Origin of the sequence: Methylobacterium sp. ap11 (assembly GCF_900110515.1) — a bacterium.
GTDB classification, from domain to species: domain Bacteria; phylum Pseudomonadota; class Alphaproteobacteria; order Rhizobiales; family Beijerinckiaceae; genus Methylobacterium; species Methylobacterium ajmalii.
In genome coordinates, this window is sequence record NZ_FOEB01000003.1 from 295377 (window position 1) to 317540 (window position 22164).

Annotated in this window: 25 protein-coding genes; 14 read left to right on the forward strand and 11 right to left on the reverse strand. The window is 73.6% G+C overall.

Annotated elements, in window-relative coordinates; translation table 11 throughout:
- Positions 1-45 precede the first annotated feature (45 nt).
- The 4 genes from BMX97_RS05935 (at position 46) to hisN (ending at position 6322) form a co-directional block, all read left to right on the forward strand.
- Positions 46-1089: a hypothetical protein gene (locus BMX97_RS05935; protein ID WP_091746619.1), complete on the forward strand. Its 1044-nt coding sequence runs from the start codon at positions 46-48 to the stop codon at positions 1087-1089.
- Positions 1090-1200: 111 nt separating this feature from the next.
- The gene (gene pbpC, locus BMX97_RS05940) at positions 1201-3237 is read left to right on the forward strand and encodes a penicillin-binding protein 1C (protein ID WP_244538303.1); all 2037 of its coding nucleotides are present in this window, start codon (positions 1201-1203) and stop codon (positions 3235-3237) included.
- 124 nt (positions 3238-3361) lie between these two features.
- Positions 3362-5452, forward strand: coding sequence for an AI-2E family transporter (locus BMX97_RS05945; RefSeq protein ID WP_091746625.1), 2091 nt, complete (start codon positions 3362-3364; stop codon positions 5450-5452).
- Positions 5453-5536: 84 nt separating this feature from the next.
- Positions 5537-6322 carry a histidinol-phosphatase gene (gene hisN / locus BMX97_RS05950; protein ID WP_091746629.1) on the forward strand — a complete coding sequence of 262 codons (786 nt, stop codon included), beginning with the start codon at positions 5537-5539 and terminating at the stop codon, positions 6320-6322.
- A 32-nt stretch (positions 6323-6354) separates the two neighbouring features.
- Here the strand turns inward: hisN and BMX97_RS05955 are convergent, their stop codons facing one another.
- Together BMX97_RS05955 and BMX97_RS05960 are read right to left on the reverse strand one after the other, a co-directional pair.
- Positions 6355-7119, reverse strand: coding sequence for an HD-GYP domain-containing protein (locus tag BMX97_RS05955; RefSeq protein WP_091746632.1), 765 nt, complete (start codon positions 7117-7119; stop codon positions 6355-6357).
- 97 nt (positions 7120-7216) lie between these two features.
- On the reverse strand, positions 7217-8221 hold the full coding sequence (locus BMX97_RS05960) for an alpha/beta fold hydrolase (protein WP_091746635.1): 1005 nt from the start codon (positions 8219-8221) through the stop codon (positions 7217-7219).
- Between the two features lie 246 nt (positions 8222-8467).
- Here BMX97_RS05960 and BMX97_RS05965 point away from each other — a divergent pair, with 246 nt between their 5' ends.
- Positions 8468-8932, forward strand: a complete 465-nt coding sequence (locus tag BMX97_RS05965; protein ID WP_060846989.1) for an Hsp20 family protein — start codon at positions 8468-8470, stop codon at positions 8930-8932.
- A gap of 111 nt (positions 8933-9043) precedes the next feature.
- On the opposite strand, the gene BMX97_RS05970 is transcribed toward BMX97_RS05965, so the two are convergent.
- Both BMX97_RS05970 and BMX97_RS05975 read right to left on the reverse strand, forming a co-directional pair.
- Positions 9044-9346: a carboxymuconolactone decarboxylase family protein gene (locus tag BMX97_RS05970; RefSeq protein ID WP_060846988.1), complete on the reverse strand. Its 303-nt coding sequence runs from the start codon at positions 9344-9346 to the stop codon at positions 9044-9046.
- Positions 9347-9495: 149 nt separating this feature from the next.
- Complete coding sequence (locus BMX97_RS05975; protein WP_091746638.1) at positions 9496-9981, reverse strand: RNA polymerase subunit sigma-70; 486 nt, start codon at positions 9979-9981, stop codon at positions 9496-9498.
- A 249-nt stretch (positions 9982-10230) separates the two neighbouring features.
- Here BMX97_RS05975 and BMX97_RS05980 point away from each other — a divergent pair, with 249 nt between their 5' ends.
- The 3 genes from BMX97_RS05980 (at position 10231) to BMX97_RS05990 (ending at position 12118) form a co-directional block, all read left to right on the forward strand.
- Entirely contained in the window at positions 10231-10530 is a 300-nt protein-coding gene (locus tag BMX97_RS05980) for an antibiotic biosynthesis monooxygenase family protein (RefSeq protein ID WP_091746641.1), read from the forward strand.
- 100 nt (positions 10531-10630) lie between these two features.
- Complete coding sequence (gene hemC, locus BMX97_RS05985; protein WP_091746645.1) at positions 10631-11566, forward strand: hydroxymethylbilane synthase; 936 nt, start codon at positions 10631-10633, stop codon at positions 11564-11566.
- Positions 11567-11695: 129 nt separating this feature from the next.
- Positions 11696-12118: a DUF4174 domain-containing protein gene (locus BMX97_RS05990; protein WP_091746648.1), complete on the forward strand. Its 423-nt coding sequence runs from the start codon at positions 11696-11698 to the stop codon at positions 12116-12118.
- A 64-nt stretch (positions 12119-12182) separates the two neighbouring features.
- Here BMX97_RS05990 and BMX97_RS05995 read toward each other — a convergent pair whose 3' ends face one another.
- A complete protein-coding gene (locus tag BMX97_RS05995; protein ID WP_060846984.1) occupies positions 12183-12710 on the reverse strand; it encodes a hypothetical protein in 528 nt (175 codons plus the stop codon).
- Positions 12711-12847: 137 nt separating this feature from the next.
- Here BMX97_RS05995 and BMX97_RS06000 point away from each other — a divergent pair, with 137 nt between their 5' ends.
- The 5 genes from BMX97_RS06000 (at position 12848) to BMX97_RS06020 (ending at position 15714) form a co-directional block, all read left to right on the forward strand.
- Positions 12848-13642, forward strand: coding sequence for a phosphodiester glycosidase family protein (locus tag BMX97_RS06000; RefSeq protein WP_091746651.1), 795 nt, complete (start codon positions 12848-12850; stop codon positions 13640-13642).
- Between the two features lie 73 nt (positions 13643-13715).
- Entirely contained in the window at positions 13716-14219 is a 504-nt protein-coding gene (coaD, locus tag BMX97_RS06005; protein WP_091746654.1) for a pantetheine-phosphate adenylyltransferase, read from the forward strand.
- A 25-nt stretch (positions 14220-14244) separates the two neighbouring features.
- Entirely contained in the window at positions 14245-14793 is a 549-nt protein-coding gene (locus BMX97_RS06010) for a peptidylprolyl isomerase (protein WP_091746658.1), read from the forward strand.
- Between the two features lie 49 nt (positions 14794-14842).
- On the forward strand, positions 14843-15262 hold the full coding sequence (locus tag BMX97_RS06015) for a hypothetical protein (RefSeq protein WP_177202136.1): 420 nt from the start codon (positions 14843-14845) through the stop codon (positions 15260-15262).
- A complete protein-coding gene (locus BMX97_RS06020; protein ID WP_091746664.1) occupies positions 15259-15714 on the forward strand; it encodes a peptidylprolyl isomerase in 456 nt (151 codons plus the stop codon). The genes BMX97_RS06015 and BMX97_RS06020 overlap by 4 nt, the downstream gene beginning before the upstream one ends.
- A gap of 263 nt (positions 15715-15977) precedes the next feature.
- Here BMX97_RS06020 and mobA read toward each other — a convergent pair whose 3' ends face one another.
- From mobA to BMX97_RS06050, 6 genes are all read right to left on the reverse strand, one after another.
- Positions 15978-16631 carry a molybdenum cofactor guanylyltransferase MobA gene (gene mobA, locus BMX97_RS06025; RefSeq protein WP_280142788.1) on the reverse strand — a complete coding sequence of 218 codons (654 nt, stop codon included), beginning with the start codon at positions 16629-16631 and terminating at the stop codon, positions 15978-15980.
- A complete protein-coding gene (locus BMX97_RS06030; RefSeq protein WP_060846981.1) occupies positions 16628-17761 on the reverse strand; it encodes an Mrp/NBP35 family ATP-binding protein in 1134 nt (377 codons plus the stop codon). Before BMX97_RS06030 ends, mobA begins: the two co-directional genes overlap by 4 nt.
- A gap of 364 nt (positions 17762-18125) precedes the next feature.
- Positions 18126-18899 (reverse strand): ABC transporter ATP-binding protein, encoded by a 774-nt coding sequence (locus BMX97_RS06035; protein WP_091746669.1) that lies wholly within the window; start codon positions 18897-18899, stop codon positions 18126-18128.
- Entirely contained in the window at positions 18896-19927 is a 1032-nt protein-coding gene (locus BMX97_RS06040; protein ID WP_091746672.1) for a FecCD family ABC transporter permease, read from the reverse strand. The genes BMX97_RS06035 and BMX97_RS06040 overlap by 4 nt, the downstream gene beginning before the upstream one ends.
- Positions 19924-20946: an iron ABC transporter substrate-binding protein gene (locus tag BMX97_RS06045; protein WP_091747038.1), complete on the reverse strand. Its 1023-nt coding sequence runs from the start codon at positions 20944-20946 to the stop codon at positions 19924-19926. The genes BMX97_RS06040 and BMX97_RS06045 overlap by 4 nt, the downstream gene beginning before the upstream one ends.
- Before the next feature lie 238 nt (positions 20947-21184).
- Positions 21185-21394, reverse strand: coding sequence for a TOBE domain-containing protein (locus BMX97_RS06050; RefSeq protein WP_091746675.1), 210 nt, complete (start codon positions 21392-21394; stop codon positions 21185-21187).
- A gap of 218 nt (positions 21395-21612) precedes the next feature.
- Here BMX97_RS06050 and BMX97_RS06055 point away from each other — a divergent pair, with 218 nt between their 5' ends.
- Positions 21613-22122, forward strand: coding sequence for a pyridoxamine 5'-phosphate oxidase family protein (locus BMX97_RS06055; protein ID WP_058619404.1), 510 nt, complete (start codon positions 21613-21615; stop codon positions 22120-22122).
- Positions 22123-22164: the final 42 nt, after the last annotated feature.

Here is a 22164-nt window from a genome sequence, read left to right on the forward strand (position 1 = left end):
AGAGACTGGAAAGTACAAACCCAACCCTTTTGCATAGCAGGTCCGATGCCCACCGACCGCCTCCCCGCCATCCTCGCCGTCGGCCTGTGCAGCCCGCTCGGCGCCACGTTCGCCGAGACCGCCCGGCGCTACGCGGCGGGCGAGCGGGCACAGCGGCTCGAGCGCGCCCTCGTCGGCGCCGACGGGCTGCCGCCGACGCTCGCCCAGGCGATCCCGATCGCCGAGTGCCGCGACTACGGTCGGCGGCTGCGGCGCCTGCTCGCCGCCGCGCTCGCCGATTGCGCCGGCCGGGTGCCGCCGCCGCCGGGCGGCTGGCTCCTGCGGCTCACGGTGCGGCCGGAGCTCTGCGAGCATCCCGACCGGGACGCGTTCCGCGCCTCCCTGCTGGAACCGCATGCCGGCCTCCTGCGCGACCTCGACCTCCTGCCGGGCGGGCCGGCCGAGGCCCTGTCCGACCTCGCCCACGCCGCCGTCGCGGTCCGGGACGGGGCCGAGGACCACGTCCTGGTCGGTGCCCTCGACAGCGCCATCCATCCGCTCCTGCTGGACCGCCTCGCGGTGGAGGAGCGGATCCTGATGCGCGGCAATCCCTGGGGCCTGATCCCCGGCGAGGCCGCGGTGGTGATGGCCCTCGGCCTCGAGACCGGGGAGCCGGCGCACGGTCCCGGGCGCGGTGCCGTGCTCGGCGTCTTCCGCGGCGTCGAGGAGGAGGACGTGGCCGCGCCGCGGGGCCTGATCGGGCGGGGGCTCGCCAAGGCCTTCGCGCGCGGTGCCCGCTTCCTGCCGCCGGACCGCCTGCTGGCCGACCTCACCGGCGAGCGCTGGCGGGCCGAGGAGTTCGGCGTCGCGGTCGCCCGCGCCGCCGCGCCCGAGGCCGGCATCGCCGCGCTCGCCGCCGATCCGGAGACGCCCGCGCTGCACCTCGGCGATTGCGGCACGGCGGCGGGCCTGCTGCTCCCCGCCCTCGCCCTGGCCGACCCGCCCCCCCGCGCCGCCGCCGGGCCGGTCGCGATGGTCTCGGTGAGCTCCCGGGAGACCGGCGCCCGCGCGGTCGGCTTCGTCGAGCGGTGCGGAGCGGGTGCCGCGTAGGGCCGGGCCGGTCTCCCGCCGGCGGGGATTGCCCCGGCTCCGGCGCGGGGGCACAGTCGCGGCGGGATCGGAATCCGCATGGCAGCAGGCGACGGGTCGACGGTGCGACGGATGGCATGGGGCCTGGCCGGCCTCGTCCTCGCGGCCGCCGCCTGGCTCTGGTCCACCCTCGCGCATCTCCCGCCTCTCGACCTCGCCGCGGCGCAGGCCCGCTCGACCGTCGTCCTCGACCGGTCCGGCACGCTGCTGCGCCCCTTCGCCACCGCGGACGGGCGCTGGCGGCTGCCGCTCGAGCCGGCGGCGACCGATCCCCGCTTCCTCGCCCTGCTGACCGTCTACGAGGACCGGCGCTTCCGCGAGCATGCCGGCGTCGATCCGCGGGCGCTGCTGCGCGCCGCCGGGCAGTGGCTCGCGGCGGGGCGGATCGTGTCGGGGGCGTCGACCTTGTCGATGCAGGTGGCGCGCCTCGTCGAGCCGCGGGGCGAGCGCTCGCTCACGGCCAAGCTGCGCCAGATCGCCCGGGCGGTCGAGCTGGAGCGGCGCCTCGGCAAGGACGGGGTCTTGCGGCTCTACCTCGCGCTCGCGCCCTATGGCGGGCCGGTCGAGGGCCTGCGGGCGGCGAGCCTCGCCTATTTCGGGCGCGAGCCGGCGCGGCTCACCCTCGCCGAGGCCGCCCTGCTGGTGGCGCTGCCCCAGGCGCCGGAGGCGCGCCGGCCCGACCGGTTCCCGGAGGCCGCCCGCCGGGCCCGCGACCGGGTGCTGGCGCTCGCGGCGGCCCGCGGCGTCATCCCGGCGGCCGAGGCCGAGGCGGCCCGGGCCGAGCCGGTGCCGCACGGGCGAAAGGCCTTCCCGATGCTGGCTCCCCACGCCGCCGAGGCCGCCCTGGCGCAGGAGCCGGGCCGGGCGGTGCATCGCCTGACCCTCGACGCGCGGCTCCAGGCCCGGCTCGAGCCGCTGGTGGCCGAGCGGGCGGCGGCGCTCGGGCCCGGCCTGTCGGCGGCGCTCCTCGTCGTCGACAACGCCACCGGCGAGGTGCGGGCCCAGGTCGGCAGCGCCGGCTACCTCGATACGGCCCGCGCCGGCGCCATCGACATGACCGGAGCCGTGCGCTCGCCGGGCTCGGCGCTCAAGCCGTTCGTCTACGCCATGGCGTTCGAGGCCGGCCTCGCCCATCCCGAGACCCTGATCGAGGACCGCCCGTCGCGCTTCGGCGCGTCCTACGCGCCGGAGAACTTCGACCTCACCTTCCAGGGCACGGTGACGGCGCGGCGCGCGCTGCAGCTCTCCCTCAACGTGCCGGCGGTGGCGCTGATGGAGGCGGTGGGCCCGGCCCGGTTCATCGCCCGGCTGCGCGGCGCCGGCACCGCCATCGCCCTGCCGCGGGACGCCGCCCCCGGCCTGCCGGTGGCGCTCGGGGGACTGGGCATCACGCTCGCCGACCTCGCGCGGCTCTATGCCGGGCTCGCCCGCGGCGGCGAGGTGCCGGTGCTGATCCGGCGCTTCGACGGGCCGGCGGCGCCCGACGCGGTGCTGCCGCGCATCGCCGAGCCGGTGGCGGCCTGGTACGTCGCCGACACCCTGCGGGGCACGCCCCCGCCCGAGAGCGCCCTGCCCAACCGCCTCGCCTACAAGACCGGCACCTCCTACGGCTACCGCGACGCCTGGGCGGTGGGGTTCGACCGCCGCGTCACCGTGGCGGTCTGGATCGGGCGGCCGGACGGGGCCGGGGTGCCGGGCCTCGTCGGGCGGGTCGCCGCCGCCCCCCTGCTGTTCGACGCGGTGGCGCGGATCGGGGGCGAGCCCGAGCCGGTGCCGCGCCCGCGCGACGCCCTGGTGGCGGCGACCTCCGCCCTGCCGCCGCCGCTGCGCCACCTCGCCCGCGAGGCCGGTCCCGCCGACCGCCTGCGCATCGCCTACCCGCCGGACGGGGCGCGGATCGACCTCGGCGCCGCGGAAGGCCCGCCCGCCGGCCTCGCCCTCAAGGCGCTCGGCGGCACCCTGCCGCTCACCTGGCTCGTCGGCGGCCTGCCGGTGACCGAATCCGACCGCCGCCAGGCCGAGTGGCAGCCCGACGGCGCCGGCTTCGTGCGGATCTCGGTGCTCGACGCGGCGGGCGCGAGCGACAGCGTGATGGTGCGCGTCGAATAGGCCCGATCACGTTTTCGACAGATTGGCCCAGGGTCAGCGGGGGATCGTTTCGTCCCCCGCCCCGTTCCCCCCTGGTGGAAGCGTGGCGGAGCGTGAGCGCCGCGTGGGGTTGGAGGCGCGTCGCATGGCGGATCGGCGAGACGATCGCACGCAGATCTTTCCGGTGAAGCCGGCCCGGGTCCAGGCCGCCGAGACCCCCGGGGACGGCCTGGCGGCGCCGCTCGTCATCGGAGCGGTGATCGTCGCGGCCCTGTATTTCGGCCGCGACATCCTGATCCCGATCGCCATCGCGGTGCTGCTCAGCTTCGTGATCGGGCCGCTGGTGGCGCTCCTGCGCAAGCTGCGCCTCGGCCGCCTGCCCTCCGTCGGCGTCGCGGTGCTGCTGCTGCTCGCCGTGGTGGCGGGCTTAGGGGGGCTCATCGGCATGCAGCTCGCCGACCTCTCGACCGGGCTGCCGCGCTACCAGCGCACCATTGCCCAGAAGGCCGAGAACCTGAAGGCCGGGCCGCTCGGCGACGTCGCAGGCTACCTGCGCAGCATCAACCACCAGATCCAGCAGGCCGGCGCGCCGGAGCAGAAGCCGGAGGAGAAGCCCGAGACCAAGCGCGCCGCCCCGCCCGCGGTGCAGAACCCCGACAAGCCGGTGCTGGTCGAGATGCGCGACCGCGAGCCCGGCCCGGTGGAACTGGCCGAGAAGGTGCTGGCACCGGTGCTCTCGCCGCTCGCCACGCTGGGCATCGTCTTCGTGGTGCTGCTCTTCATCCTGGTCCAGCGCGAGGACCTGCGCGACCGGATGATCCGCCTCGCGGGATCGAGCGACCTGCACCGCACCACCGTGGCGATGGACGACGCGGCGCTGCGCCTGAGCCGGTTCTTCCTGGTCCAGCTCGCCCTGAATGCCGGGTTCGGCCTCGTCATCGGCGTCGGGCTGTGGCTGATCGGCGTGCCGAACCCGATCCTGTGGGGCATCTTCTCGGCGCTGATGCGCTTCGTGCCCTATATCGGCGCCTTCCTGTCGGCCCTGCTGCCGCTGGCGCTCGCCGCCGCGGTCGATCCGGGCTGGAACATGGTGCTGGCCACCGCCGCCCTGTTCATCGTGCTCGAGCCCCTGGTCGGCCAGTTCATCGAGCCGCTGCTCTACGGCCACTCCACCGGCTTGTCGCCCTTCGCGGTGCTGGTCTCGGCCCTGTTCTGGACCTGGCTGTGGGGACCGGTCGGGCTCCTGCTCTCGACGCCGCTCACCGTCTGCCTCGTCGTCCTCGGCCGCCACGTCGACAAGCTCGAATTTCTCGACGTGCTGTTCGGCGACCGTCCGGCCCTGACCCCGGTCGAGAACTTCTATCAGCGCATGCTGGCCGACGACCCCGACGAGGCGCAGGAGCTGGCCGAGGCGATCCTCGCCCAGTGCTCGCTCTCCTCCTACTACGACGAGGTGGCGCTGAAGGGCCTTCAGCTCGCCGCCACCGATGCCCGCCGCGGCGTGCTGACCGAGAGCCAGCTCGACCGCATCCGCGTCGGCATCGCCCAGTTGATCGAGGACCTGTCGGACCGCGACGACGCCGCGCCGGAAACGAAGCCCACCCTCGCCGGGCGGCTCCTGTCGGGCAGCCGCGACGAAGAGGTGCCGTGCGAGGCCGCCCCCGCGGTGCCGGACGCCCCGGCTCCCGACGCCCTGCCGGAGGCGTGGGCGCGCGAGGGCGCGGTGCTCTGCATCGCCGGCCGCGGCCCCCTCGACGAGGCCGCCTCGATGATGCTGGCCCAGCTCCTGGGCAAGCACGGCTTCGGCACCCGGGTGGTGCCGTTCGAGGACGTCACGCGCTCGCAGATCGGCACCCTCGACGCCGAGGGCGCCCAGATGGTCTGCATCTCCTACCTGGAGATCAGCGGCACGCCGGCGCATCTGCGCTACCTCGTCCAGCGGCTGCGCCGCCGCGCCCCGGAGGCCCAGGTGCTCGTCGGCCTGTGGCCGGCGGACGACGCGGTGCTGACCGATCCGGGCGCCCGCGCGGCGCTCGGGGCCGACCACTACGCCGTGTCCCTGCGCGAGGGCGTCGAGGCGTGCCTCGAGGCGGTGCGGGACGCGCCGCGCTCAGCCGCTCCCGGCAAAGCCGCTCACGCGCCGCCCCATGCGGCGCCCCCCGGGGCCGCCCTGCCGGCTCCCGGCGGGGAGCCGGTGTCGGCACCCAGCCGGGAGCCGGTACCGGCCGAGGCCTGAGGGCTTGACGCCGGGGCCCCGGCACCCTTTCGATCCGGGGCATGCCGGCCCTCCGGGCCGGCCGAGCGGGAAGCGGGGACAAGCATGAGCGTGGTGGATTTCGCGCGGTTCGTGGACGAGCTCGCCACCCAGTCGGGCCAGGCCATCCTGCCCTTCTTCCGCGCCGCCTTCGCCACCGAGGACAAGGCCGCGGGCCATGCCGCGTTCGACCCGGTCACCGAGGCCGACCGGGCCGGCGAGGCGGTGATGCGCCGGCTGATCGCCGCCAGCTTCCCCGACCACGGCATCCTGGGCGAGGAATTCGGCGCCGAGCGCGCCGATGCGGACTACGTCTGGGTGCTCGATCCGATCGACGGCACCCGCGCCTTCATCGCCGGCCTGCCGACCTGGGGCACCCTGATCGGGCTCACCCGGGGCGGCGTGCCCTGCTACGGCCTGATGAACCAGCCCTTCACCGGCGAGCGCTTCTACGGCGACGGCGAGGCCGCGCATTGCCAGGGGCCGCACGGCACCCGCCGCCTGCTCACCCGGCGCAAGGGCGAGCTGTCGGAGGCGGTCCTGCACACCACCGACCCGCGCCTGTTCGGCCCCGGCGACCGGGAGGCCTACGATCGGGTCGAGGGCGCCGCACGCCTCGCCCGCTACGGCGCCGACTGCTACGCCTACGCGATGCTGGCGGCGGGCCATATCGACCTCGTGGTCGAGGCCGGGCTGAAGCCCTACGACATCGTGGCGATGATCCCGGTGATCGAGGGCGCCGGCGGCGTCGTCACCACCTGGGAGGGCACCTCCGCCGCCAAGGGCGGGCGGATCGTGGCGGCCGGCGACAAGCGGCTGCACGCGGCGGCCCTGGCGCTCCTCAATTCCTGACGGTCGGAGCAGGAAAGAGGCGCGACGGCGGCTCACCAGCCGCCGTCGCGCGGGTCGCTCCGCATGGTCGCCGGGGCGGCGGGGAACGCGCCTCCGCGCATCGCCTGCGGCGGCGCGAGCGAGGCCTCGAACGCGTCGACGAAATCCGGGTCCAGCCGGTCGGGCGCCATGCCCCGCAGGATTCCGAGCGCGTCTGCGCGGGTCATCGCCGGGCGGTAGGGGCGGTGCTCGGTCAGCGCCGCGTAGATGTCGCAGACCGTCATCAGCCGGACGAGGTCCTTGACCGCCTCCTTGGCCAGGCGGTCGGGGTAGCCGGAACCGTCGAGCATCTCGTGGTGGTGGCGCGCCGCCTGCAGCACGACCGGATCGCGCATCCCGGAATCGCGCAGGATGTCGTAGCCGATCGCGGCGTGCCGGCGGACCAGGGCCGTCTCGTCCTCGGTGAGCGCGCCGGGCTTGGCCAGGATCGCGGCCGGGATGCGGGCCTTGCCGATGTCGTGCAGCAGCCCGGCCCGGACCAGGGCGACGCAATCGCAGGCCGGCAGCCCGAGATGGTGGCCGAAATTGGCCGCGAGACCGGCGACGTGCATCGCATGCTGGACGGCGTCCTGGCTCGGATGGCCGTGGACCAGGGCGAGCCAGGCCTGGACGCCGCCATCCTGGAGCACGCGCATGACCGGGTAGACGAGGTCGTCCACCGGGGCGAGGGCGATGCGTCCGCCGGCCGCCTCGTCGAACAGGCGCGACACCCCCGCCCGCGTCCGCTCGAAGATGCGGCCGAACAGTAAAGCGCTCATCCTGCAACTCCCCGAGGCGCCTGCGCGGTCTCCGTCGGCCGGTGGGCGCGATCCTAGATCGGCCCGTCGCGCATGGACAGCGGGTTCCGGGCCGCCGTCAGGCCACCGCGGCCCTCGGCTCGCCCTCGGTCTGCGGCGCCGTGTCCGGCAGCGGGGTCGCCGTGCCCGGCACGAACGCGTCGAAGGCGGCCCAGAACTGGGCCCGGATCGCGTCGCGCTCCATCAGGATCTCGTGGCGGGCGCCGCGCAGGGTGATGGTGCGGCCGGCGGCGAGCCGGGCCGCGAAGCGCTCCGCCGCCGGGGTGCTGCAGACCGGATCGGCGCCGGCGGCCACCACCAGGACCGGCAGGCGGATGCCGAGGGCGTAGCGCGGGTCCTCGAAGCGGCGCATCGCCCGGAAGGCGGCGGCGAGCCAGCCGACCGTGGGGTCGCCGATGGCGCCGGCCCCGACCGCCAGCGCCGCGGCGGCGTTGCGGGCGTAGCGGACGGGATCGGCGGTGAGCCGGTTGTTCGGGAACGGCTTGGTGGCGATCGACACCGCCGAGCCGCCCGGCACGTAGCGACGGCCGAGGCCGAGGAGCCGCAAGACGGCGGCGAGGCGCATCGCCGCCTTCGGCCACCGGATCATGCAGATCGCCACCATCGGGGCGAGGGCCACCAGCCGGTCGAAGGGCAGCCAGCCCTCCCGGGCGGCGGCCAGGCAGATCGCGCCGCCCATCGAGTGGGCGAGGCCGAAGAACGGGCGCGGCATCCGCCCCTCGAGCACCTGCGCTTCCACCGCCGCGAGGTCGAGCCGGTACTCGGCGAAATCGTCGACGTGGCCCTTGTGCGGATCCTCGACCGTGCGGTCGGAGCCGCCCTGCCCGCGCCAGTCGAAGGCGACGACGTGGAAGCCGCGCCCGCGCAGCTCCGCCACGGTCTCGAAGTACTTCTCGATGAACTCGGCCCGGCCCTGCACCAGGCAGACCGTGCCGTGCACCACCCGCGCCGTCGGCGCCCAGGTGGCGACCCGCAGGGAGAGGCCGTCGGCGGTCCGCACCGACAGGAGCGTGGCGCCCGGCGGGATCGGGTTGTCGGGCGTGGCGAGCAGCGGCACTGTCACGAGAGGGCCTCTGAAGCTGTCATCCGCCGCATCCTGGCACGGCATCCCCTAATAAGTGGGGCAGAACCTGCGCCCGTCCGGGCCCCGCGAAAAAATTCGCGAAACCCCGTCGGCGCCGGCCTTGACCAGTCTAGAGGCCACCCCAATATGCGAGGGGCGCCGGCCGATACGGCGGCGCGCAAGACCGGGACCGGCCCTCGTGGCGGTCCTTCAAGACTACATATTGCTTCAGACGGAGAATATGTCATGCGTCAGTTCGATCTCGCTCCCCTGTACCGCTCGACCGTCGGCTTCGACCGCCTGTTTTCCGCGCTCGATCAGTTCGTGACCTCGGATGCGGCCCCGACCTATCCGCCCTACAACATCGAGCGCACGGCCGAGAACGCCTACCGGATCACTCTCGCGGTGGCCGGCTTCACCGATCAGGACCTGTCGATCGAGACCCGCGAGAACGCGCTCACCGTGAAGGGCGAGCGCAAGGGCGAGGCCAAGCAGGCCGAGTTCCTGCACCAGGGCATCGCGGCCCGCGGCTTCGAGCGGCGCTTCCAGCTCGCCGACCACGTCCAGGTGACGGGTGCGGTGCTGGAGAACGGCCTGCTCCACGTCGATCTCGTCCGCGAGATCCCGGAGGCCAAGAAGCCGCGCCAGATCCAGATCGCCTCGGGCTCGCGCCCGCAGTCGATCGAGGGCAGCGTCCAGCAGGCGGCGTAAGTCCGTCCCGCTCAGCCGACAGGAGAAGCGCCCCGGCCGCCCGGCCGGGGCGCTTCACCGTGTTCGCACTCCCGGCGCACGGAACCGCTCCGCCGTCCGGGACGACGTGGGTCAGGGCAGCAAATGGGTGCCGTGGGTCAGCGCCGCGCCGGCCCGCAGGGCGACCGCGACGAACACCGTCTCGGCGATCTCCTGCTCGGTGGCCCCGGCCTTCTTGGCGGCCTCGCGGTGCACCTCGAGGCAGTACGGGCACTGGGTGGTCAGCGCCACCGCCAGCGCCATCAGTTCCTTGTACTTGCGCGGGATCGCGCCGTCGGCCAGCGCCGCCTTGTCGAGGGCCTCGAAGGCGCCCATCGCTTCGGGGGCGAGGCTCTTGAGGGCGGGCAGCTTCTTCAGGTTCGCGGCATCGTACATCGGCGTGCTCTCCTCCCGGCCTGCCGGGTCCGCCGGCCGCCCTCGATCGGGGCGGCTTCGGCACCGGAAGTTGGTAGAGCATCGCGGGACCGCAGCCCATTGGGCTGCGGTCATGCCTGGCCTGCCGGGCCGGGGATCCGCTTTCGGGGTCAGAGATCCCCGAAGGCGAGCTGGGCCGTCGCCGGGCGCTTGGAGGGCTTGCCGGCGCCCTTGTCCCCGCCCTTGCCCGCTCCCTTGGCGCTCCTGGCCGCGCCGCCTGCGCCGCTCTTGGCCGCGGGCCGGCGCGCGCGCTTCGGCTCGGTGCCCTGGATGCGCGCCTTGCCCTTGTCGCGGGCCACCGCCTCGGGGGCGGCCTGGTCGCCCGAGAGCCACTTGCCGCGCTTGATCACCTCGTTCACCCGGCCCTGGTTGACGCCGAGCTTGAAGGCGATCTCCTGCTGGGTCATCTCCGTCGAGCCGTGCAGATCGAGGATCTCGCGGGCCAGTTCCGGCGTCATCTTCTTGCCGACGATGCGGCGCCCCGGCTTGACCACGCGGTTGGCGCGGTCGCGCTCGCGCAAGCGATCGAGAATCGCCAGCGCCATCTGCATGCCGTTCTCGCGCAGGGCTTCCTCGAATTCCTTCAGCGTCGCCATCAGGACCGAACTCCGCTGTCACGCTCCGGCAGGGAAACGGCGCCGGTCGGGGCTGGTTGCCACCGTGCACAGGTCATCCACGGTTTGTGCGCGTCCTGTTCCGGGTTGGCAACCGCCCGCCGGGGGCCATCCACCGCTCTCGCGCCGGCGGGTTGGACAAGGCCGGCGGCTTCGCGCATGGCTGTCGGCACCGGCGTTTTCGCGCAGGGCCGCCGCACGCGGCCTTGGCACCGCGACAGGGGGGACGGGATGGTTCTGGAGATCGCGCAGATCGAGGTGAAGGCCGGGCACGAGAGCGCCTTCGAGGCCGGCGTCGGCCGGGCGGCGGAGCTGTTTCGCCGCGCCAAGGGCTGCCGCGGCATGGAGCTGCAACGCTCGGTCGAGGTGCCGACCCGCTACCGGCTGATGGTCCGGTGGGAGACCCTGGAGAACCACACCGTCGACTTCCGCGAATCGGCCGACTTCCAGGCCTGGCGCGCCCTGGTCTCCGAGTATTTCGCCGCCCCGCCGCAGGTCGAGCACACGGTGCTGGCGGTCCAGGGCTTCTGAGGGAGCCGGCAGCCTGTGGGGGCCGTGACACGGCGGCCCCGACTCGCTACTCGCGGATGTGACGCTTCTCGTACCCACGGCACCCGAGATGGCCCGACCCATGGCTCGACGTCCCCTGCGCATCGGCACCCGCGGCAGCCCGATGGCGCTCGCCCAGACCGGGATGGTGCGCGACCGCATCGCGGCGGCCCATCCCGACCTCGCCGAGCCCGGCGCGATGGAGCTCGTCGTCGTCACCACGGTGGCCGACAAGGTGCTCGACCGGCCGCTCTCCGAGATCGGCGGCAAGGGCCTGTTCACCAAGGAGCTGGAGCAGGCGCTGCTCGCCGACGAGGTCGACATCGCCGTCCACTCGATGAAGGACGTCGAGACCTGGCTGCCGGACGGGCTCGTCATCGCCTGCATCCTGGAGCGGGACGATCCCCGCGACGCCTTCCTGTCGCCGCACGCCACGCGCCTCGCCGACCTCGCGCCGGGCAGCCGGGTCGGCACCTCGTCGCTGCGCCGCGGCGCCCAGGTGCTGATGCACCGGCCGGACCTCCGGATCGTGCCCCTGCGCGGCAATGCCAACACCCGGATGAAGCGGCTCGAGGAGGGCGCCTGCGAGGCCACCCTGCTGGCCATCGCGGGCCTGGAACGCCTCGGCCTCGCCGACCGGGCCCAGGAGATCCTGCCGGTGAGCGCGATGCTGCCGGCGGTGGCGCAGGGCGCGCTCGGCATCGAGTGCCGGGCCGCGGACGCCGCGGTGATCGAGCGGCTCCAGGCGGTCGCCTGCGCCCGCACCACCATCGCGGTCGGCGCCGAACGGGCCCTGCTCGCGGAGCTCGACGGCTCCTGCCGCACCCCGATCGCGGCGCTGGCCCAGATCGACGGCGACGCCCTCACCCTCGACGGGATCCTGTTCCTGCCCGACGGCAGCGCCCACTGGGCGACCCACCGCACCGGTGCGGTCGCCGACGCGCTGGCGATCGGCCGCGAGGCGGGCGCCGAGCTGAAGGCCAAGGCCGGTGAGACCTACCGGGCGAAGCTGCAATAGGTCGAGCCGGGGCTGCGGCGTGGACCGATCGCATCCGGTCCGGGCACCAGTGGGGGCGGATTGTCGTTGGGTTTTCTCCTGAACGAGCCGGGCCCGTTGCCCGGCACCGCTTCGAGAAAGGCCCGGCCCATGCCCGCAATCCCGCGCCCCGTCCTGCTCCTCGCTCCCCTTGTCCTCATACCCCTTGTCCTGGCCGCCGCGACGGTGCCGGCCGGGGCCTCCGACCTCGACCGCTACCGCTGGAAGTCCCGGGTGCTGGTGATCGCCGCCGAGGACGGGGATCCCCGGGCGACCGCGCAGGCGCGCATCGCCGAGACCTCGGCGATGCGCGAGCGCGACCTCGTGGTGGTGCGGGCGATCGGGGACGGGAGGGAGGCCGCCGCTCTGCGCCGGCGCCTCGGCCTGCCGGCCACCGGGTTCCGGGCGGTGCTGGTCGGCAAGGATGGCGGGCAGAAACTCACCGCCGCGGAGCCGATCCCGGCCGAGACCCTGGTCGCCACCATCGACGCGATGCCGATGCGCCGCGAGGAGGCGGCGGGACGGCGCAACTGAGCCATGTGCTACCAGTCGCAAAAAAAGGCCGCCCTGGCGGGCGGCCTTTCCGTTCCGGTCCCGCTCAGTAGCAGCGGGTCACGAGGACGCGGCGATAGCCGTAGGGCGTCCAGCGCACCCGGGGCACCTCGTAGCAGCCGCCGCCATAGCCGTAATCGTAGCCGCCGTAATAGCCGACCGGGGCGTAGCCGCCGCCGTAACCATAGCCGTAGCCGCCGTAATACGGGGCGGTGGCCGCCGCGAGGCCGAGCCCGACGCCGAGCCCGAGGCCCGCCGCGCCCCAGCCGAAGCCGCGGCGGTAGCCGTAGCCCCCGCGCCAGCCGCCGTATCCGCCGCGCCAGCCGCCATAGCCGCCGCGCCAGCCGCCACCGAAGCCGGCCTGGCGGTAGCCGAAGCCGCCGCCGCGCCAGCCGCCGCCCGCGAACCCGCCGCGGAACCCACCGCCGCGGAAGCCGCCGAACCCGCCGCCGTGGAAGCCCCCGCCGTGGAACCCGCCACCGCCGAAGCCGCCGAAGCCCCGCGCTTCCGCAGTGGCCGGCAGAGCCACCAGCGCACCCGCGAGGACTGCCGATGCCGCCAACATGACCTTCATGAGCCGATCTCCGTTCACGTGAAGATGTCGAACCCCCAGGCTCACAGAACACCGCGGCGGGGTTTTCGGTTCATGCTGCAAAACGTCACGATCGCTCTATACCGGTAGCCGGATGTCGGCCGGACACGGAGAGGCTCATGGCGACGATCGGGGTGCGGGCGGGACGGATCGGGGCGCTGCTGGTCGGTGCGGGCCTGTGGCTCGGGCCCGCGCCCGCGCCGGCGGCGCCCGCCACGCCGGCCGCCTCCGTGCCGGCCTCCCCCGCCGTCGCCTGCCGGCCGCAGACCCACGAGGGCCAGGCCTATTCGGTCTGCACCGTCGATCTGCGCCGCGCCCGGGTGAAGCTGTTCTGGCGCGGGCCCGACGGGCTGCCCTACGGCTCGCTCTCGCGGCTCGCCGGGCAGCAGGGCGACAAGCTCGCCTTCGCGATGAATGCCGGCATGTACGATACCGGCCTGGGCCCCGTCGGCCTCTACGTCGAGGACGGGCGCGAGCTGAAGGCCGCCAACACCGCCAACGGCCCGGGCAACTTCCACATGAAGCCGAACGGGGTGTTCTACGTGGCGGGCGACAAGGCGGGCGTGCTTGAGACCGGACGCTACCTGAAGGCCCATCCCAAGGCAGAGTTCGCCACCCAGTCCGGCCCGATGCTGGTGATCAACAACCGCATCCACCCCAAGATCTCCGAGGACGGCCCGTCGCAGAAGATCCGCAACGGCGTCGGCGTGCGGCCGGACGGGCGCACGGCGGTGTTCGCGATCTCGGAGGCGCCGGTGACCTTCGGGGCCTTCGCGCGGCTGTTTCGCGACACGCTCGGCTGCCCCAACGCGCTCTTTCTGGACGGCAGCGTGTCGAGCCTCTACGCGCCGGCGCTCGGTCGGCAGGACCTGAGCCGGCCGCTCGGGCCGCTGGTCGGGGCCGTGACCAAATGAGGCCGGCGCAAGCGGGGCCGGCCCGGGGCCGGGCGGTTCCGTTGCGCCAAAAAATGCTCTACGTGGGGCCACGATGAACCGCACCGCGCTCTATGCCGGCTCCTTCGATCCGGTGACCAACGGCCATCTCGACGTGGTGCGCCAGGCCTGCCGCCTGGTCGGCCGCCTCGTCGTCGCGATCGGCGTGCATCCGGGCAAGACCCCGCTCTTCTCCGCCGAGGAGCGGGCCGAGCTGATCCGCGTCACCTGCGGCCCGCTCGCCGCCGAGACCGGCACGGTGCTGGAGGTCGTCAGCTTCGCCGACCTCGCGGTGGCGGCGGCGCGCCGCCACGGCGCCAGCCTGTTCATCCGCGGTTTGCGCGACGGCACCGATCTCGACTACGAGATGCAGCTCGCCGGCATGAACGGCGCCATGGCGCCGGAGGTGCAGACCGTGTTCCTGCCGGCCTCGACCGGCGTGCGGCCGATCACCGCCACCCTGGTCCGCCAGATCGCCGCCATGGGCGGCGACGTGCGGCCCTTCGTGCCCGCGGCGGTGGCCGACCGCCTGAGCGCCCGCTTCGCCCCGTCCGCCTGACGCGGGCCCATCCCAGGAGACCTTCATGATCCGCTGGCTCGCAGCCCTGGTGCTGTCCGTCGCCGCCCTCGGCATCGCCGCTCCGGCGAGCGCCGCGCCCGACCAGAACACCGTCTACCTCGACACCAAGGACGGCCGCGTCACCATCCAGCTGCGGCCCGACCTGGCGCCCAAGCACGTCCAGCAGATCAAGACGCTGACGAAGCGCGGCTTCTACAATGGCATCGTGTTCCACCGGGTCATCGACGGCTTCATGGCCCAGACCGGCGACCCGACCGGCACCGGCACGGGCAAGTCCGACCTGCCGAACATCCCGGCGGAGTTCTCCAAGGTGCCGTTCAAGCGCGGCACCGTCGGCATGGCCCGCTCGCAGGATCCGAACTCGGCCAACTCGCAGTTCTTCATCTGCTTCGGCGACGCCTCGTTCCTCAACAACCAGTACACGGTGGTGGGCGAGGTGACCTCGGGCATGGACGTGGTCGACAAGATCAAGAAGGGCTCGTCGGCCCAGAACGGCACCGTGCAGAGCCCGGACAAGATCGTCCGGATGAGCCTGGCGCAGGACGGCCAGTAGGCCGTTGCGCGGCGGGCTCTCGCTGGCCGGCCTCGCGCTGGCGGTCTCGATCGCGCCCGCCGCCGCGCAGTTCGACGTCACCGACAACCCCTCGGTGCTCTCGCTGCCGACCACCCTGCGGGCGACCGTGCGGGTGCCGGTGACGCCGCCGCCCGAGGGCCCCGCCGACACCCTGGCGGACCTCTACCCCCGGCTCGCCGCCTGCTGGCGCGCACCGGCCGATCTCGGGGCCTCCGCCATCACCCTGCGCTTCGCGCTGCGGCGGGACGGGAGTCTCCAGGGCACCCCGCGGATCACCTTCACGCGCGTTCCGCCCCGGCGGCGGGACGCGCTCGTCGCCGAGACGCTCTCGTCGCTCGCCCGCTGCACCCCGGCGCGGCTGACGGCGGGGCTCGGCGGCGCCGTCGCGGGGCGTCCCATCGCCCTGCGTTTCGTCTACCCTGGTCCGAATCAAGGAGACCGACCATGACCGACAGCAACCGACTCGTGATGGAGACCAGCAAGGGCCGCGTGGTCATCGAGCTGCGCCCCGATCTCGCCCCCAACCACGTCGAGCGGATCACGACCCTCTCGGAGCAGGGCTTCTACGACGGCGTGCCGTTCCACCGCGTGATCGACGGCTTCATGGCCCAGACCGGCGACCCGACCGGCACCGGCACCGGCGGCTCCGAGCTGCCCGACCTGAAGGCCGAGTTCAACGCCGAGCCGCACGTCCGCGGCACCTGCTCGATGGCCCGCACCAACTTCCCGCACTCGGCCAACTCGCAGTTCTTCATCTGCTTCTCCGACGCCCGCTTCCTCGACAAGCAGTACACGGTGTGGGGCAAGGTGGTCGAAGGCATGGACGTGATCGACCAGATCAAGCGCGGCGAGCCCGTGCGCGATCCCGACACCATCAAGTCGATGCGCGTCGAGGCGTAAGCCTTCGATTCGGCGGGCGACCGTCTGCCAAGATAAACGCGCGAACCCTCCCCCCTCTGCGGGGGAGGGTGGCCTGCGGAGCAGGCGCAGCGGGACGCAGTCCCGCCGAGAGGGGCAGCGCGACGCCGTTCCGGTGGGCGCCCCTCATCGAAGGGCGCGACTTTTTCCGGAAGCGGCGTCCCCTCTCCCGCCCCAGCACGAGTGCTTCGCACTCGCCGCGGGGCACCCTCCCCCGCGGAGGGGGGAGGGTTCAAGCCCGAGCCTCACTGGATCCCCGGACGTGCCTCGTCCGCCAGCAGCCGCTCCGCCGCAAAGACATCCTCCGGCGTGTTGAGGTTCAAGAACGGATCCACCGGGTCCGTCTCCCACGCCGCCTCCGAAGCATTGTGCCGGGCGATCCACATCCCCACCCGCCGCAGGCCCCGCTCGACCAGCGCCGTCCGCAGGTCGTGGCGCAGGCTCACCGCCCACAGCCCGTTCACGAAATGCAGCTGCCCGCCCGAGGCCGCGACCGCCATCGCGACGCCGTCGCGGGCGCGTGCCGCGTGCAGGCGCGCGACGAGATCGTGCGGCAGGAACGGCGTGTCGCCGGCCACGCTCGCGACGTAAGTCACATCCGGGTGGTGGCTCGCGCAGAAGTCCAGCGCCGCGAGCACGCCGGCGAGCGGCCCGGGGGCGTCGGGCACCGAATCCGCCACCACGAAGCCCGTGAAGGCGCGGAACCGGCCTGCATCGCCGTTGGCGTTGAGGATCAGGCCGGCGGAGCATTGCGGGCCCAAGCGCTCCGCCACCCGCTCGAGCAGGGTTTTCTCGCCGAGGCGCAAGAGCGGCTTGTCGCCGCCGCCCATCCGGCGGGAGAGCCCGCCGGCCAGGATCACCCCGAGGGTCGGGGGCACGCTCCCGGGCGCGCCGCTCACTCGATCACGATCCGGGGCGCCGGGCGCGGGCCGGCGCCTCCGCTCAGCCCGGCCCACAGGCCGGCGGCGATGGTCCGGTAGGCGGCGGCCTGCGGCCCGTCGGGATCGACCGCGACGACCGGGCGGCCGGAATCCGAGGATTCGCGGATCGTCATGTTGAGCGGGACCTCGCCGAGGAACGGCACGCCCAGGGTCTCGGCCTCGTGGCGCGCGCCGCCATGGCCGAAGATGTGCGAGGTGCCGCCGCAATGGGGGCAGACGAAGGTCGCCATGTTCTCGACCACGCCGAGGATCGGCACCTCGACCCGGCGGAACATCGTCACGGCGCGCCGCGCATCGATCAGCGCCAAATCCTGTGGTGTCGAGACGATCACCGCGCCGGCGAGCGGGGTCGCCTGCGCCAGCGTCAGTTGCGCGTCGCCGGTGCCGGGGGGCATGTCGACGATCAGCACGTCGAGCTCGCCCCAGGCGACCTCGCGCAGGAGCTGGGTCAGCGCCGATTGCACCATCGGGCCGCGCCAGATCATCGCCGTGTCGGCGGAGATCAGGAAGCCGATCGACATCACCGCGAGGCCGTAGCCGTTGAGCGGCACGATGCGCTGGCCTTGCGGCGTGTTGATCGTCTCGGGCTTGCGGTCGAGGCCGAACAGCTTCGGCACCGAGGGGCCGTAGATGTCGGCATCGAGGAGCCCGACCTTCAGGCCCTGGGCGCGCAAAGCCAGGGCGAGGTTGCAGGCGGTGGTCGACTTGCCGACGCCGCCCTTGCCCGAGGCCACCGCCACGATGTGGCGCACGCCCGGCAGCGCCGGGCCGGGCCGTGGCCCGCCCTGGGGCGCGCCGCCCGGAGCGGCGGGACGGGGCGGGGCGCCGGCACCGGGGCCGCGCTCGCCCGTGAGGCTCGCCAGCGCCGCGTTGACGCCCGGAATCTTCAGCACCGCAATCTCGGCCGCCTGGCGCACCGCCTCGAAGGCCTTGGCCTCCGGCGGCGCGATGCCGATCGAGAACACCACCCGGCCGTTGGGGTCGATGACGATCTCCGACAGGCGGCCGGAGGCCGGCAGGCTGGTTCCCGCCGCATCGACCGTCACGCCCGCGAGCGCCTTCAGCACGTCGTCCCGGGTGATCGCCACGTCGTCTCGCTCCTGTCCGCACCGCGTATCCGTCCGGCGTCATGTAACCCCTGCGCCGGGAAACGCCAGCGCGGCGGGGACGGCCATCGGTGGGGGGAGGCGCAGCGCGCCGTCATGAAGCGTCCCATGGCCGGCCGGTCGGCCGGACCGACGACCGTGCAGGTTTCTTCTCCATCCCACCCTCGACCTCATCCTGAGGTGTTGGCGATCGCAGATCGCACTCGATCGAAGATCGACTGACCTCGAAGGAGGGCTTCAGGAATCGAAGGGATTTCTGGAGCCCTCCTTCGAGGCTCCTTTCAGTCGCACCTCAGGATGAGGTCACGGACGAGACGGGCCTCCGTCGCCTGCGCCAGACGAACGATCACCCGCCCGGCAGGAAGGCCCGCGCCCCGCTCACCGGATCCCGCACCTCCTCGACCGGCGCGCCGTAGAGCCGGCTCAAGGCGGGAGCGTCCAGCACCTGCCCCACCGGGCCGGCGGCGAGGGCGGAGCCTCCGCGAAGGAGCAGTGCCCGGTCGGCGTAGCGGGCGGCCTGATTGGGATCGTGGGTGGTGAAGAGAAGGCCGAGCCCGTCGCCGCGCAGGCGCAGGATCTCGGCCATCACCCGGCCCTGGTTGCCGAAATCGAGGCTGGCGGTGGGCTCGTCGAGGACGACGATGCGGGGCTCCTGGGCCAGCGCCCGGGCGACCAGCACGAGCTGCCGCTCGCCGCCCGACAGCCGCGTCACCGGCCGCTCGGCGAGGTGGGCGATGCCCATCCGGGCAAGGGCCCGTTCCGCCGCCGCGTGGTCGGCCCGGGACGGGGCTTGGAGCAGGCCGGTGCGGCTCGTGCGGCCCATCAGCACCACGGCGCGGGCCGTGAACGCGAAGGCGCTCGTACCGGCCTGCGGCACGTAGGCCATCGCCCGCGCCCGCTCCCGGGCGGTGAGGTCGGCAAGCGGCCGGCCCTCGACCCGGATGGTACCGGCGAGCGTCGGCAGGAGGCCCAGCAGGGTCTTGAGCAGGGTGGTCTTGCCGCCGCCGTTGGGCCCGAGCAGCGCCATCGCCTCGCCGGCGGCGAGATCCAGCGAGAGATCGCGGCCGATCTCCCGGCCGGGATACCCGAAGGCGAGGGCGTCGGCCTGGAGCAGGGTCACGACCAGTCGCGCTCCGCCCGGGCGAGCAGCCAGAGGAACACCGGCGTACCGACGAAGGCGGTGAGGATGCCGAGCGGCACTTCCACCGGCGCCACCGTGCGGGCGAGCGTGTCGATGGTGAGCAACGTGCCGGCGCCGAGCAGGGCGGCGGTCGGGACCAGCCGGCCGAAGCCGGGGCCGACGAGGAAGCGGGCGAGATGCGGCACCACCAGCCCGACCCAGCCGACGATGCCGGCCGTCGCGACGCTCGCCGCGGTGACGAGGGTGGCGGCGGCGACCACCGCGACCCGCAGGGGGCCGGTGGCGAGGCCGAGCGAGCGCGCCTCCTCGTCGGGCAGGGACAGGACGTCGAGGCGCCAGCGCAGGAGGAGCAGGAGGCCGGTGCCGAGGATCACGGGGCCGGCCAGCGGCAGGAGGTCGGCGGGATGCGTGCCCGACAGGCTGCCGAGCAGCCAGAAGGTCATCGCCGGGAGCTGGTTGTAGGGATCGGCGAGGGACTTGATTAGCCCGACCCCGGCGCCGAGGAGCGAGCCGATGACGATGCCGGCGAGCACCAGCACCAGCACCGGATCGCGCCCCGACAGGGCGGCGCCGAGCCCGTAGACGCAGGCCACCGCGAGCAGCCCGCCCGCGAAGGCCAGCCCCTGGATCGCCAGCACCCCCAGCGAGAGCCAGATGCCCGCGACCGCGCCGAGCGCCGCCCCCGAGGAGGCGCCGAGGATGTCGGGCGAGACCAGGGGATTGCGAAACAGCCCCTGGAAGGCGGTGCCGGCGACCGCCAGCGCCGCGCCGACCAGGATCGCCGCGGCGATGCGGGGGCCGCGGATCTGCAGGACCACCGCCTCGACGGCCGGCGCCACGTCCGGCGCGTGGCCGGTGAGCCGGCCGGCGAGGACGCGGGCGACGTCGAGGAGGGAGACCGGGTAGCGCCCGACCCCGAAGGCGAGGGCGGCGGCGAGCACCAGGGCGAGGAGCGCCAGCCAGGTCCCGCCGAGCCGGATCGCCCGGGCGCCCGCGACACCGCTCACGAGGTTTCCGCCAGCACGCGGTCGAGGGCCGGATCGTCCGGGGTGACGTGGTAGAGCCGGCCGTACAGGTCGCGGGCGACCGCCCGGATGTCCTCCGGGAAGAGCGCCGGGTACAGGACCTTGCCGAGCCACCACAGGCCGGCCAGCCGGTTGACCGAGGGCGGGAAATCGACCCAGCCGAAGGGCAGCGACGGGCCGACATGCAGGCGGTTCGCCCGCAGGGCCGGGGTCGCCTGCCACAGCGGGTCCCGGCGCGCGGCGGCCGCGAAGGCGGGATCGAGGGCGACGATGACGTCGGGCGCCCAGGCGACCACGTCCTCGGGCGAGACCTGCGCCAGGCCGCCGCCGGGGCCGGCGACGTTGGCGGCGCCCATCAGCACCAGCGCCTCGACGTTGATCGAGCCCGCCCGCGCGGTCTCGAGGCCGCGCGGGCCGCGGGCGAGGTAGACCCGGGGGCGCTTCTCCTCCGGCACCGTCGCGACGCGCTCGCGTATCGTCGCCAGGGTGCTCTGGCTGAGGGCGGCGAGGGGCTCGGCGTCGCGCCCGATCAGGCGGCCGAGGCTGCGATAGGTGGCCGGCGCGGAGGCGAGACGCCCGTCGAGGAGGGCGTAGGGGATGCCGGTCTGGCCCTGCACCCGGTCGGCGAGCGACCGGTAGGTCTCAGCGGTGGAGCCGACGTCGAGGATCAGGTCGGGCTTGAGCGCCAGGACCGATTCGAGGTTGGCGGTGTTGCCGCGCCCGGTGAGCCGGCCGACCTCCGGCAGGTCGGCGGCCCGGGGCAGGAGATAGGGCTTCTCCGAGGGCCGGATCGCCCGCGGCCAGCCGAGCAGCAATTCGGGGGCGAGGGTGTAGAGCAGGATCGCCGCCGGGGGGCCGGCGGGAAACACCCGGGCGACGGGATGCTTCAGGGTGTCGAGCGCCCGGCCGGCATCGTCCCGCGGGGGATCGGCGGCGCGGGCCGCGTTTGCCAGCGCGAAGGCTGCGGAGCCGGTCAAGAGGGAGCGTCGATCGAGCGGCATCGCCAAGGCACTCGGGGCGTGGTCGATTGGAATGCCGAATATCATCCCACCCAATCCACCTCATCCTGAGGTTTTAGTCGATCAGCGATCGACTGACCTCCAAGGAGGGCTCCAGGGATCGCCGAGGCATCTGGAGCCCTCCTTCGAGGCCTCCGCTTTGCTCCGGCACCTCAGGACGAGGTCGCGGGTAGGATGAACGAGGCGTCCGTGGAGCCGTTCGAATCAACGGAGCGGCGTCTCAATCCGTCGCGATCATCACGTCGCTGGACTTGATGATCGCCTTCACGGTCTTGCCGGGGGCGAGGCCCAGTTCGTCGGCGGATTCGTTGGTGATCGCCGCGGTGACGACCTGCCCGCCGGCGAGCTCGACCCGGACATGGGCGGTGGTGGCGCCCTTCTTCACCTCGACGACCTTGCCGTCGATCTGGTTGCGCGCGCTGATCTTCATCGTCGGCTCTCCCCGGCGGCCCGCCGCGCAGGCGCCTTCCGCGGCACAGATAGGCGAGGCCGGCCGATCCGGCGAGCCGTACGATCGAGGATTTCGATGCAGGATCTCACGGCCGAGTTTCGATCGCGGGGAACCGAAACCAAAGCGGGCATCGTCCGTTGTCGTGCAGCTTCGAGCGGGCCCGCCCGCTCGTCCCGGACTTCAAGGGAGACCCACCGATGCACCAGGGCAGCCACCGCGACCACGAGGGCGCAAAGAAGCTCTTCGCGATGATCAAGGACGTGAAGGTCGCGATGATGACCACGGCCGATTCCGACGGCCAGCTGCGCAGCCGCCCGATGTGGAACCAGGACGCAGACGAGAACGGCGACCTCTGGTTCTTCGTCAAGCAGGACGCGCCGGTGACCAACGAGATCGGCCGCGACAACCAGGTCAACCTCTCGTATTCCGATCCCTCGAGCCAGAACTACGTCTCGGTGTCGGGCAAGGCCGAGATCGTGCGCGACAAGGCGCACATCGACGCCAAGTGGAGCGAGAGCCTGAAGACCTGGTTCCCGGGCGGCAAGGACGATCCCTCGGTGGCGCTGATCCGCGTCCACCCCGAGAAGGGCGAGTACTGGGACAGCCCGAACTCGACGATGCTGCACCTCTACGGCTACGTGAAGGCCGCCGTCACCGGCGAGTCGCCGAAGACCGAGAAGAAGGCGGTCGACCTCGGCGCCCGCTGAGGCCCGTCCTCGCCGACTGGGGGTTTGCGCGGGCCGGCGGCT

Coding starts and splice junctions, on each gene's coding strand:
- BMX97_RS05935 (WP_091746619.1), top strand. CDS start 46: ATGCCCACCGACCGCCTCCCCGCCATCCTCGCCGTCGGCCTGTGCAGC.
- pbpC (WP_244538303.1), top strand. CDS start 1,201: ATGGCATGGGGCCTGGCCGGCCTCGTCCTCGCGGCCGCCGCCTGGCTC.
- BMX97_RS05945 (WP_091746625.1), top strand. CDS start 3,362: ATGGCGGATCGGCGAGACGATCGCACGCAGATCTTTCCGGTGAAGCCG.
- hisN (WP_091746629.1), top strand. CDS start 5,537: ATGAGCGTGGTGGATTTCGCGCGGTTCGTGGACGAGCTCGCCACCCAG.
- BMX97_RS05955 (WP_091746632.1), bottom strand. CDS start 7,119: ATGAGCGCTTTACTGTTCGGCCGCATCTTCGAGCGGACGCGGGCGGGG.
- BMX97_RS05965 (WP_060846989.1), top strand. CDS start 8,468: ATGCGTCAGTTCGATCTCGCTCCCCTGTACCGCTCGACCGTCGGCTTC.
- BMX97_RS05970 (WP_060846988.1), bottom strand. CDS start 9,346: ATGTACGATGCCGCGAACCTGAAGAAGCTGCCCGCCCTCAAGAGCCTC.
- BMX97_RS05975 (WP_091746638.1), bottom strand. CDS start 9,981: ATGGCGACGCTGAAGGAATTCGAGGAAGCCCTGCGCGAGAACGGCATG.
- BMX97_RS05980 (WP_091746641.1), top strand. CDS start 10,231: ATGGTTCTGGAGATCGCGCAGATCGAGGTGAAGGCCGGGCACGAGAGC.
- hemC (WP_091746645.1), top strand. CDS start 10,631: ATGGCTCGACGTCCCCTGCGCATCGGCACCCGCGGCAGCCCGATGGCG.
- BMX97_RS05990 (WP_091746648.1), top strand. CDS start 11,696: ATGCCCGCAATCCCGCGCCCCGTCCTGCTCCTCGCTCCCCTTGTCCTC.
- BMX97_RS05995 (WP_060846984.1), bottom strand. CDS start 12,710: ATGAAGGTCATGTTGGCGGCATCGGCAGTCCTCGCGGGTGCGCTGGTG.
- BMX97_RS06000 (WP_091746651.1), top strand. CDS start 12,848: ATGGCGACGATCGGGGTGCGGGCGGGACGGATCGGGGCGCTGCTGGTC.
- coaD (WP_091746654.1), top strand. CDS start 13,716: ATGAACCGCACCGCGCTCTATGCCGGCTCCTTCGATCCGGTGACCAAC.
- BMX97_RS06010 (WP_091746658.1), top strand. CDS start 14,245: ATGATCCGCTGGCTCGCAGCCCTGGTGCTGTCCGTCGCCGCCCTCGGC.
- BMX97_RS06020 (WP_091746664.1), top strand. CDS start 15,259: ATGACCGACAGCAACCGACTCGTGATGGAGACCAGCAAGGGCCGCGTG.
- BMX97_RS06045 (WP_091747038.1), bottom strand. CDS start 20,946: ATGCCGCTCGATCGACGCTCCCTCTTGACCGGCTCCGCAGCCTTCGCG.
- BMX97_RS06050 (WP_091746675.1), bottom strand. CDS start 21,394: ATGAAGATCAGCGCGCGCAACCAGATCGACGGCAAGGTCGTCGAGGTG.
- BMX97_RS06055 (WP_058619404.1), top strand. CDS start 21,613: ATGCACCAGGGCAGCCACCGCGACCACGAGGGCGCAAAGAAGCTCTTC.